Below are 10,683 nucleotides of genomic sequence, written 5' to 3'. Positions count from 1 at the left end.
CGTCTCGAAGCGGCCCCGGATGCGAAGCGCCCGGGGCCGCTTCGTCGTCGTGGGCACCGCGGCATCCGCCCGGCTTCACCCCTCGCCGGCCCGGCCGCCCGGCTACGGCGAAACGCGGGAGTTGGATGCCCCGGCCCGGCGCACTTCGTCGCCGATCTGTCTTCTCGCACGGCGAATGCGCACCTGGCGGAACACGGTCACCCCGATCGCAGCGACGGCCAGCAGCGCGGCGGGCAGCAGCGAGCCGATCGCGAGCACGAGCATCCCTGCGCAGAGCACCGCGGCGACCACCGCCATCCACCAGCCCCACGTGCCCCGGCGCAGCAGCCTGACGGCTGCGACCATGCCGACGGCGTAGATCGCGACCATGCTGCTGGTGTGGACGAGGATGAACGGCGTGAGGTCGAGACCTGCCCACATCATGAGCGAGAAGTACACGGCCACCACGGCCCCGGTCAGCGCGAGAGCCCGGCGCGGCACGGCGCCCGATTCCGCCCCGGCCGCGAACCAGCGCGGCAGGTCCCCGTTGGCGGCCAGCGACGATCCGAGCTTGGCGAACGCGGCGAGGTAGGCGTTCATGACTCCGAGGGCCACGATCGCGGCGATGACGCCGACGGCTGCGGGGCCGAACCCCGCAGAGCCGAGGCGTGCCAGCTCGAGGAGCGGAACAGCGCCGTCGCCGGCAGTGTCGCCGAGGGCACCGACCGTGACGATCTGCAGCACGAGGTAGCAGACTCCGGTGACGACGAGCGCGATCGCGGTGCCGATGGGGATCGCACGACGGGGGTCCCGGAACTCCCCGGAGATGTGCGTGCCGACCTCCCATCCCGCGAACGCCCACACGAACAGGCTGATCGCGGTGCCGACGCCGCCCCAGCCGTGAGGCAGGAACGGCTCGAAGTTCTGCGGCTGGACCGCGGGAGCGGCGAGCGACACGACGCCCACGACCACGGCGAGCAGCAGCGCCGTGAGGACGAACTGCACCCAGCCGGCGACGCGCACGCCGAAGAGGTTGGCGGCGAACGGGGGCACCAGGATCGCCAGCGCGACGACCGGCACCATGGCGCGGTCGATGGCTGCGACGGCCGCGACGTACTCCGCGCCCAGCACGGCGACGACCGGTGCCCCGGCGCACACCCCGAACAGGAACCAGTAGCCGGTCATGCGCGCCGCTGTGCCGCCGAGCGCGCGGCGGGCATAGCTCGCGACTCCGCCCGGGTCGGGATAGCGTGCCGCCAGGACCGCGAAGGTGCCGGCGAGAGGCACCGAAAGCCCGATGACGGCGAGCACCGCGACGATGCTCGCCGGTCCGGCGGCCTCTGCGGCGAGTCCGGGCAGCACGAGGAGGCCGGTTCCGAGGACCGACGCGATGTAGAGGGCGGTGCCCTGGACGACCCCGAGGCGGCCGCGGGGAACCGTCGCATCAGCGGTCGGGCTCATGAATCCAGTGTCTCCGACCCGGCGGCGGTGTGCTTGCGGCATTCGGACGTCGTTCCGCGCTTTCCTGCCAAACACGCTCCGTCAGGACGGGTGGCGCACAGCACGCGGCTCAGGGCACGAGCGGCACGACTCCCGCGCGCTCGAACGCGGCGGCCGCAGCATCCGTCGACGCGGCACGATCGCGCGGGACGAGGCCCAGGCGCGTGCGACGGTCGAGCACGTCATCGAGCGACAGGGCGCCCTCGACCGCGATGGCCCACTGCAGTTCCTGCGCGGTCACACCGCACGCGGCGGCCCGTCCATCCGGCAGCGCGGCGACATACGGGGCCTCGGCACCGTACCGGCGCACCAGGCGCGCGGCGGCGCGGATCTCGCCGAGGCGCTCGCGGGGCCAGGCGCCGACCAGCGGAATGCTCCGTGTCGGCGAGGGCCGCGCGGGCAGTCCCGGATCGCGCCGGATCACCGCGTCGACGGCATCCTCGGCCATCCGCCGGTAGGTGGTGAGCTTTCCGCCGACGACGCTCAGCGCACCGGTGGACGACTCGATGATCGCGTGCCGCCGCGACAGGTCGCTTGTCTGGTCCTCGTCGGTTCCGGCCAGGAGAGGTCGCAGGCCGGCGAAGGTCGAGATGACATCGTTGCGCCCGAGCGGCTCGGCCAGCACGGTGTTGACGGTCGCGAGCAGCATCTCGATCTCGGGCTCGGTCGCCTGCGCGACATCGGGCAGCGGGCCGTCGGCGGGCACATCCGTCAGCCCGATGTAGGTGCGCCCGTGCGTCGCCGGAAGCGTGAACACGAACCGACTCGATGATCCCGGCACCGGGACAGTGAGCGATGAATCCGAGCCGCCGAGCCGTACGGTCGGCACCACGAGGTGGGTGCCGCGGCTGGGCCGCAGCGCCACGTCGGGATCGATCTCGCCCGCCCAGACGCCGGTGGCGCTGATCACGGCGCGGGCCCGTACGTCGAGCGTCGCGCCGGTGACGACGTCGCGGAGCACCGCACCCTGACCGCTCGCCGATACGGCCTCGACCCTGGTGAGGACGGATGCCCCGTAGCCGGCGGCCGTGCGCGCGACGGCCACGACGAGGCGGGCGTCGTCGATGAGCTGGCCGTCCCAGCCGCGCATGCCGCCGCGGAGGGCGCCTGAGCGCACTGCGGGCACGAGGCGGAGCGTCTCGGCGGGGCCGATCGGACCGGGCGCATGCAGGACGGTTCCCGGCGTGCCGACGGCGCGGCGCAGCCCGTCACCGAGTCCGTAGCCGAGCCCGATGAACGCGCCGCGACCGAGGTGCCCGGGTTCGTAGAGCGGGACCACCTGAGCGAGCGGGCGCGTGAGGTGCGGTGCGGTGCGGGTCATGAGGATATGGCGCTCGGCGGCGCTCTCGTGTGCGATGGCGACCTGCCCCGAGGCGAGGTAGCGGAGTCCGCCGTGCACGAGCTTCGAACTGAACCGGCTGGTGCCGAAGGCGAGGTCGTGCCGCTCGACGAGGACCGTGCGCAGGCCCCGGCTCGCGGCATCCAGAGCGATCCCGGCGCCGGTGATGCCCCCGCCGATGACGAGCACGTCGATCTCGGCGCCGACTCCGAGGGCGTCGAGTTCACTCACGCGGCGCGCGGCCGACAGCGCGGAGGGGTGCGGAGTGCGGCCGACGATCAGGGAACTCACCTCGCCATGATGACGCAGAGTCGTCCGGGACGCGCGTCGAGGCCGGTGCGCCGGTGCGATACTGGCCGGATGTCGACGACGCCATCCGACTCGCCGCCGCTCGCGGTCCCGACCCCGAGGCCCCGTTCAGCCTGGGATTCCTGGGGCACCGAGCCCGCACGCCTGCCCGCAGGGGCCAAGGCCATCGCCTCGACGCTGCTGCACGGAACCCCGCATCCGGTCCCCCGCCGGGACCGCCCCGCGCTGACTCCTTCCCTGCTGAGCGATGCCGACCTCGCAGCGCTGCGTGCGGTCACGGGCGAGGAGCACGCGACGCGCGACGACCATACCCGCGCCCTGCACCTCGGCGGCAAGAGCACGCCCGACCTGCTTCGCCGGCGTCTGGCCGAGCCGCAGTCGGCACCGGATGCCGTCGCCTCGCCCGCCGATCACGCCCAGGTGACGGCGCTGCTGGCAGCGGCCGATCGACTCGGGCTCGCCGTCGTCCCGTTCGGCGGGGGCACGTCGGTGGTCGGCGGCGTCGACCCCGATCGCGGCACCCATCGCGCGGTGATCGCGCTCGATCTCACCCGCACCGCGGCATTGCTCGACCTCGACGACGTCTCGCTCCTGGCGACGTTCGGCGCCGGTACGACCGGCCCGCAGGCCGAAGAGATGCTCGGGGCACGCGGGTTCACGCTCGGGCACTTCCCGCAGAGCTTCGAATACGCCTCGCTCGGCGGCTACGCCGCAACCCGATCGAGCGGTCAGGCCTCCCGCGGCTATGGCCGCTTCGACGACCTCGTGCACGCGCTGCGCGTCGCGACGCCCGCGGGTGAGCTGCATCTCGGCCGCGCCCCCGCGAGCGCGGCGGGGCCCGATCTCCGCCAGCTGTTCCTGGGCTCGGAGGGCGCGTTCGGCGTGCTGACCGAGGTGACCGTGCGCATCCGCCCCATTCCCGGCGCGACCGCCTATCGCGCGTGGACGTTCCCCGACTTCGCCTCCGGAGCCGCCGCGCTGCGCGAGGCGACGCAGCGCGGCATCCGTCCGACCGTCGTGCGACTTAGCGACGAGACCGAGACGCGGGTCCACGCCGCGATGGGCGGGCATCTCACGCGGCTTCGCGGATGCCTGGCCGTCGCGACCTTCGAAGGCTCCGTCGCCGCCGAAGCCTACGCGACGCGTGATGCGCTCGACGCGGTGTTCGTCGTGCACGGGGCGAAGTCCCGCGGCGAGGACCCCGCCCGGTCGTGGGAGCGTGGTCGGTTCTCGTCGCCGGCGCTGCGCGACACCCTCATGGACATCGGCGTCCTCGCCGAGACCCTCGAGACAGCGGCGACATGGTCGGCGCTTCCGGCGTTGAAGCGCGCGGTCACCGATGCGCTGACCGAGAGCATGGCCGCCACGGGCACCAAGCCGATCGTGATGTGCCACATCTCGCACCTGTACCCCGCCGGGGCATCCCTGTACTTCACGGTCATCGCCGCGCTCAGCGCCGATCCGCAGACCCAATGGCAGCACGCGAAGGATGCCGCGTCCCGCGCGATCGGCGTCGCTCACGGCACGATCACCCACCACCACGCGGTCGGGCGCGACCATCGCCCCTACCTCGAAGCCGAGATCGGCGCCCTGGGTGTCGAGATCCTCCGCGCCGTCAAGGCCACGGTCGACCCCCGCGGCATCATGAATCCGGGGTCGCTCCTCGCACCCGACGCCGTATCCGCCGCCCCACCGGCAGCGCCGCACGCATGAGGGTCGCTCTGCTGGTCAACCCGGCCGCGCGCGCCGGAGCGCATACCGGCATCGCGACCCGAGCGGCCGAGCGCCTCCGCGCGCACGGCGTGCAGACCGCGATCGTCAGCGGCGGCAGTGCCGCGGAATCCAGCTCGCTGCTGCGCACCGCGATCGATGTCGGCGTCGATGCGGTGGCGGTCGCCGGCGGTGACGGCACGGTCAACCTCGCGATCCAAGAGGTCGCGGGCACCGGCACTCCGCTCGGGATCATCCCCGCCGGCACCGGCAACGACTTCGCCGCGACGCTCGGATTGCGCGAACTCGACGCGAAGGCGGCGGCCGACGCGATCGCAGGAGGCGTCACGCGGCGGATCGACCTGGCCCGCGTCACCCGTGCCGACGGATCGACCCGGTTCTTCGGCTCGGTGCTGGCGAGCGGCTTCGACTCGAAGGTCAACGATCGGGCGAATGCGATGCGGTGGCCGCGCGGCGGTTCCCGCTACAACATCGCGATCCTCGTCGAGTTCCTGGCACTCGCGGGAATGCCGTACGACGTCGAGCTCGAGCTCGCCGACGGTACGCGCGAGCGCGTGACCGGCGATCTGGTGATGGCCACCGTGGGAAACGGCCGCACCTATGGTGGCGGCATCCCGATCTGTCCCGATGCCGACCCCGCCGACGGGCTGCTCGACCTCGTTCTGGTGCGCCCTGCGGGGCGTCTCCGGCTCCTGCGCCTGCTCCCCCGGGTGTACCGGGGAACGCACGGCTCGGTGCCCGAGGCGTCGATCCGTCGCGTGCGATCGGTGCGCCTGGCCGCCGAGGGCGTGACGGCCTATGCCGACGGTGACCCGATCGGTGCGCTGCCACTCACGGTCGACGTCGTGCCTGGAGCGCTCACGGTGTTCACGCCGCAAGCCTGAGCGCTTCTCGCCGCGAACGCCCCACGCGGTCTGCGGGTGCTAGTGCGTGGCCTGCACGGCCCGCAGCTTGGCGAGCACCTGGTCGCGCAGCTCTTCGGGCGCGGATTCCTTGCACGCCCGGGCCACGACCTCGGTCAAGGTACGCGATACGAGCGCCTCGTCACGGCAGTTGGTGCAGTTCTCGAGGTGCTCGGCGATGTCGGAGGACTGCGTCTTGCAGACCTCGTGCCGCAGGTACTCCTCCAGGTCGCGCCGCGCCTTCTCACAGCCGCAGTCGGTCATTTCGTGCTCCTCGTGGCAGGCGTGGCGATGCCGCGCTCTTTCGCGTAGTCGGCCAGCAGTTCACGAAGCATGCGCCTGCCACGATGCAGACGGCTCATGACCGTGCCGATGGGGGTTTTCATGATGTCGGCGATCTCCTGGTAGGCGAAGCCCTCGACGTCAGCGAGGTACACCGCCAGCCGGAAGTCCTCCGGGATGGACTGCAGCGCGTCCTTCACGACCGATGCGGGCATGTGGTCGATCGCCTCCGCCTCGGCCGAGCGCGTGCTCGTCGCGGTCGTCGACTCCGCCCCGCCGAGCTGCCAGTCCTCCAGCTCGTCGATCGTGCCCTGATACGGCTCGCGTTGCTTCTTGCGATACGTGTTGATGTACGTGTTGGTCAGGATGCGGTACAGCCACGCCTTGAGGTTGGTACCCTGCGTGAACGTCCGCCACGACGCGAACGCCTTGACGAACGTCTCCTGCACGAGGTCCGCGGCATCCGCGGGGTTGCGTGTCATGCGCATGGCGGCCGCGTACAGCTGGTCCATGAAGGGCAGCGCCTGCTCTTCGAACTGCGTACGCGGGTCCTGCGCCTTGTCCATAGAGTCGCTCATCGCCCGCCAGTCTACGGCGGTGGCGTCCAGGGCGTTGAAGTCCTGGATCGGGGACGCCTCGTGGTCGAGGCGATCAAGAGTGGCGAACATCCGGCTCCGCTTCGGTGTCATCGTTCCCGGCCGCTGGGGACGGGGTTCAGTAGGGTAGAACCCGATGACAGCCGACGGGTATTCCCTTTCCTCCGCGCCGGTCGGGCGCGGCCACTGGCGCGCCCCGATCGCGGGCGGTCCACTTCATGCGACGGTCACGGTTCCGGGATCGAAATCCCTGACCAACCGCGAGCTCGTTCTGGCCTCGCTGGCGGACGGCCCGAGCCGTCTGATCGCTCCTCTGCACTCCGATGACTCGGCCCGCATGATCGATGCGCTGCGCTCCCTCGGGGTCGGCATCGAGCTCGTTCCGGGCTCGGGGCTGTACGGCGACGACATCGAGGTCACGCCGGTCTGGCCGCTGCGCGGCGACACCGAGGTGGACTGCGGGCAGGCGGGGACCGTCATGCGGTTCGTGGCCGGCCTCGGCGGGTTCTCGCACGGCGACGTGACGCTCACCGCCCATGAGAGCGCACTGCACCGCCCCATGGGCGCGATGATCACGGCGCTGCGCGACGTGGGCGTCGACATCGACGACGGCGCCCGGTGGGCGCTCCCCTTCATCGTTCGCGGCCACGGCCACGTGCGCGGCGGCGAGGTGACGATCGACGCCAGCGCATCGAGTCAGTTCGTCTCGGGCCTTCTGCTCGCCGCACCCCGTTTCGACGTCGGGCTCCACCTCCTGCACGCGGGCGCCCGGCTGCCGAGCATCCCCCACATCGACATGACCGTCGAAGCACTCGCCCATCGGGGCGTGCACGTCGAGCGGCCAGGCGTGGGCGAGTGGATCGTTCCCGCGGGGCCCATCCGCGGCAAGGACGTCGCGATCGAACCCGATCTGTCCAACGCCGCGCCGTTCCTCGCCGCCGCGATGATCGTGGGCGGCTCGGTGTCGGTCACCGGCTGGCCCGCCCACTCGACTCAGCCCGGTGCGATGCTCACCGAGATCCTCTCGCTGATGGGCGCGCGCGTGTCCCGGCGCGGTGGCGCGCTCACCGTGACGGCGGGCGCCGGCATCCAGGGCATCGACCTCGATCTGTCGGCGGCCGGCGAGCTGACCCCGACGATCTTCGCGCTGGCGGCCTTCGCCGACGCTCCGTCGACACTGCACGGCATCGGCCACATCCGAGGACACGAGACCGACCGCATCGCAGCGCTCGTGGCTGAACTGCGCGGTCTCGGCGGCGAGGCGCACGAGCTTCCCGACGGCATCCGCATCGTGCCCCGCGCGCTCCACGGCGGCACCTGGCACTCGTACCATGACCACCGCATGGCCACGACCGGCGCCCTCATCGGGCTCTCGGTGCCCGGCGTCGACGTCGACGACATCGGCACGACCGCCAAGACCATGCCCGAGTTCCCCCAGATCTGGCAGCGGATGCTCGACGACGACGGCTCCACTGCCGACCACGGCACCGGTGGCCCGCTCTCGACGGAGACGATCCGAGCCTCGTGAAGCGCATCCGGAGTACCCCGTGAGACTGCTCAGGAGAGCGGCGCCGTGAGCTGGCTCGACGATTCCGACGACGACGACGAATCGGAATACGACGAGAGCGCGGTGCGCGTCCGGCCCAATCCGAAGTCCAACCGTCCGCGGACCAAGCGACGGCCCGCGCACGCCGATGCCCAGATCGCGCGCGTGCTCGGCGTGGATCGCGGTCGCTACACCGTCCTCGTGGACGAGGACCGCCCCGGCGAGCGCACCGTGCTCGCCGTGCGTGCCCGCGAACTGCGAAAGATGCCGATCGTCACGGGTGATCGCGCGCGGATCGTCGGCGACGACTCCGGCGGCGAGGGAACGCTCGCCCGCCTCATCGGCATCGAGGAGCGCTCCTCGCTGTTGCGACGCAGCGCCGACGACACCGACCAGGTCGAGCGGGTCATCGTCGCCAACGCCGACCAGATGCTCGTCGTGGTCGCCGCCGCTGACCCGGAGCCCCGGCCCCGGCTCGTCGATCGATACCTCGTGGCGGCGCTGGATGCCGGCATCCGTCCCCTGCTGGTCGTCACCAAGACCGATCTGGCAGACCCGTCGGACTTCCTCGCGCACTTCGACGGGCTCGATCTCGAGGTGTTCACGAGCGGGCAGGACGAGATGCCGCTCGCGCGCATCGGAGCGGCGCTCGTGGGGCACTCGACCGTCTTCGTCGGGCATTCCGGCGTCGGCAAGTCGACCCTCGTCAACGCTCTCGTCCCCGACGCGCGACGTGCCACCGGGCATGTCAATGTGGTCACCGGGCGCGGGCGCCACACGTCGAGTTCGACGGTGTCGCTGCGCTACCGGGGCGAGGGCGGCAACGGCTGGGTGATCGATACCCCCGGTGTCCGCTCGTTCGGACTCGGTCACGTCGATCAGGCCAACATCCTGCGCGCCTTCACCGACCTCGCCGAGGTCGCCGAATCGTGCCCCCGCGGATGCACGCATCTGCCGGACGCGCCGGACTGCGCGATCGTCGAGGCGGTGCAGGGGGGCCTGCTCGGCCCCGGCGGGCCGGCACGCCTGGACTCGCTCCAGCGACTGCTCGAAACCTTCGCCGACAAGAGCCAGCGGTCTGGCTCCGAGCGCTCCGGAGGGTCGGCCTAAGGTGGAGGAGTGACCACCAAGCACCTCGAGCCCGGAACCCTCGCACCCGCCTTCACGCTCGTCGATCAGGACGATCGCGCGGTGACGCTGAAAGACCTGCGCGGCGGCCGCGTGATCCTGTTCTTCTACCCCGAGGCGATGACCCCCGGCTGCACCACCGAGGCCTGCGACTTCCGCGACAGCCTCGCACCTCTGCAGGCCGCCGGCTACACGATCCTCGGGATCTCGCGCGATGAGCCCGAGAAGCTCCGGCGCTTCCGCGAACGCGACGGCCTCACGTACGACCTGCTGAGCGATCCCGACCACAAGGTGCACTCGAAGTACGGCGTGTGGGGCGAGAAGATCAACTACGGCAAGACCTTCATGGGCGTCATCCGCTCGACGTTCGTGATCGACGAGAAGGGCCGCATCTCACACGCGCTGTACAACATTCGCGCGACGGGCCACGTCGGTCGTCTGCGCACGCTCCTCGGCGTGTAGCGCGTCGCGTCAGGCGGATGCGTCGTCGCGGTCCCGCGCGGCGCGACCGGCATCGCGCACAGCGATCACAAGCAGCACGAGGATGACGAGGGCCGGCGCCGCGAGCGCACCTGCGACGGCGGGTTCGGCATAGGCGCCGGTCGCCGCCCCCAGTGCGACCGCGAGGATGAGGACCTGGGTCACGATGGCGCCGGAGCGCCCCCACGACAGTCCGCGCCAGATCGCCACCGCGAACGCGAGCACCGCTGCCGCACCGACGAGCGTCAGTACGGCGAGCGCGATGGCGCTCGCGAGCGAGTCGGTGTCGCCGCCGATCATCGCCGCGATCTGCCAGACGACGAGGGCGAGCACCGCCAGCCCTTCGAGACCGACGAGGGCAGCGGCGACGCGCGCGACGAGGTTCATTCGCATTTCTGACGATCCTTTGAGCCCACCCGGACAGATTTGTGCTAACCCTCTATGTCGCAGGGGGAATACTCAGCAAAGCGCACAGAATCCTGCCCCGCATCCCTTGATTCAGGTAAACCGCTATGGGACGATTGGTAAAGCCGTGAGCTCCCACAGCGAAGTGGGGCGAGCTAGTTCTCGCACACCCACAGGGTATCGGACCCGAACCGACATCCATCCCACCCCTGCAACAAGGAGCATCACCATGGACTGGCGCGACAAGGCCGCCTGCCTGACCGTCGACCCCGAACTGTTCTTCCCCGTCGGGAACACCGGTCCGGCCGTCGATCAGATCGAGAAGGCCAAGTCGGTCTGTGCACGTTGCACGGTAACCGAGATCTGCCTCCAGTACGCCCTCGAGACCGGGCAGGACTCCGGCGTGTGGGGTGGTCTGTCCGAAGACGAGCGTCGAGCGCTCAAGCGCCGCGCCGCCCGAGCGCGCCGCGCCTCCTAGCGCGCCGC

The 10,683-nt window shown here is 71.2% G+C and carries 11 protein-coding genes; 6 read left to right on the top strand and 5 right to left on the bottom strand.

The window, feature by feature from the left end:
- Positions 1-102: 102 nt before the first annotated feature.
- Together KEC57_RS14890 and KEC57_RS14885 are read right to left on the bottom strand one after the other, a co-directional pair.
- Entirely contained in the window at positions 103-1,440 is a 1,338-nt protein-coding gene (locus KEC57_RS14890) for an APC family permease (RefSeq protein WP_229385478.1), read from the bottom strand.
- Between the two features lie 109 nt (positions 1,441-1,549).
- Positions 1,550-3,109, bottom strand: coding sequence for a glycerol-3-phosphate dehydrogenase/oxidase (locus KEC57_RS14885; RefSeq protein WP_229385477.1), 1,560 nt, complete (start codon positions 3,107-3,109; stop codon positions 1,550-1,552).
- Positions 3,110-3,178: 69 nt separating this feature from the next.
- Here KEC57_RS14885 and KEC57_RS14880 point away from each other — a divergent pair, with 69 nt between their 5' ends.
- Positions 3,179-4,840: an FAD-binding oxidoreductase gene (locus tag KEC57_RS14880; RefSeq protein WP_229385476.1), complete on the top strand. Its 1,662-nt coding sequence runs from the start codon at positions 3,179-3,181 to the stop codon at positions 4,838-4,840.
- Positions 4,837-5,742 carry a diacylglycerol kinase gene (locus KEC57_RS14875; RefSeq protein ID WP_229385475.1) on the top strand — a complete coding sequence of 302 codons (906 nt, stop codon included), beginning with the start codon at positions 4,837-4,839 and terminating at the stop codon, positions 5,740-5,742. Before KEC57_RS14880 ends, KEC57_RS14875 begins: the two co-directional genes overlap by 4 nt.
- A 39-nt stretch (positions 5,743-5,781) precedes the next feature.
- Here KEC57_RS14875 and KEC57_RS14870 read toward each other — a convergent pair whose 3' ends face one another.
- Both KEC57_RS14870 and KEC57_RS14865 read right to left on the bottom strand, forming a co-directional pair.
- Positions 5,782-6,024 (bottom strand): alpha-ketoglutarate decarboxylase, encoded by a 243-nt coding sequence (locus tag KEC57_RS14870; RefSeq protein ID WP_229385474.1) that lies wholly within the window; start codon positions 6,022-6,024, stop codon positions 5,782-5,784.
- On the bottom strand, positions 6,021-6,710 hold the full coding sequence (locus KEC57_RS14865; RefSeq protein ID WP_372457067.1) for a sigma-70 family RNA polymerase sigma factor: 690 nt from the start codon (positions 6,708-6,710) through the stop codon (positions 6,021-6,023). Before KEC57_RS14865 ends, KEC57_RS14870 begins: the two co-directional genes overlap by 4 nt.
- 64 nt (positions 6,711-6,774) lie before the next feature.
- Here KEC57_RS14865 and aroA point away from each other — a divergent pair, with 64 nt between their 5' ends.
- The 3 genes from aroA to bcp are packed head-to-tail and all read left to right on the top strand — an operon-like array spanning position 6,775 to position 9,774.
- A complete protein-coding gene (gene aroA / locus KEC57_RS14860) occupies positions 6,775-8,166 on the top strand; it encodes a 3-phosphoshikimate 1-carboxyvinyltransferase (protein WP_229385473.1) in 1,392 nt (463 codons plus the stop codon).
- A gap of 45 nt (positions 8,167-8,211) precedes the next feature.
- Complete coding sequence (rsgA, locus tag KEC57_RS14855; RefSeq protein ID WP_229385472.1) at positions 8,212-9,294, top strand: ribosome small subunit-dependent GTPase A; 1,083 nt, start codon at positions 8,212-8,214, stop codon at positions 9,292-9,294.
- 9 nt (positions 9,295-9,303) lie between these two features.
- A complete protein-coding gene (gene bcp, locus KEC57_RS14850; RefSeq protein ID WP_229385471.1) occupies positions 9,304-9,774 on the top strand; it encodes a thioredoxin-dependent thiol peroxidase in 471 nt (156 codons plus the stop codon).
- 9 nt (positions 9,775-9,783) lie between these two features.
- Here bcp and KEC57_RS14845 read toward each other — a convergent pair whose 3' ends face one another.
- Positions 9,784-10,185: a histidine kinase gene (locus KEC57_RS14845; protein WP_229385470.1), complete on the bottom strand. Its 402-nt coding sequence runs from the start codon at positions 10,183-10,185 to the stop codon at positions 9,784-9,786.
- A 241-nt stretch (positions 10,186-10,426) separates the two neighbouring features.
- On the opposite strand from KEC57_RS14845, the gene KEC57_RS14840 reads away from it, so the two are divergent.
- Positions 10,427-10,675 carry a WhiB family transcriptional regulator gene (locus KEC57_RS14840; protein ID WP_018171995.1) on the top strand — a complete coding sequence of 83 codons (249 nt, stop codon included), beginning with the start codon at positions 10,427-10,429 and terminating at the stop codon, positions 10,673-10,675.
- Positions 10,676-10,683 lie beyond the last annotated feature (8 nt).

Origin of the sequence: Microbacterium allomyrinae, assembly GCF_020682705.1 — a bacterium.
GTDB classification, from domain to species: domain Bacteria; phylum Actinomycetota; class Actinomycetes; order Actinomycetales; family Microbacteriaceae; genus Microbacterium; species Microbacterium allomyrinae.
This window is presented reverse-complemented; position numbering and strand designations above follow the sequence as displayed.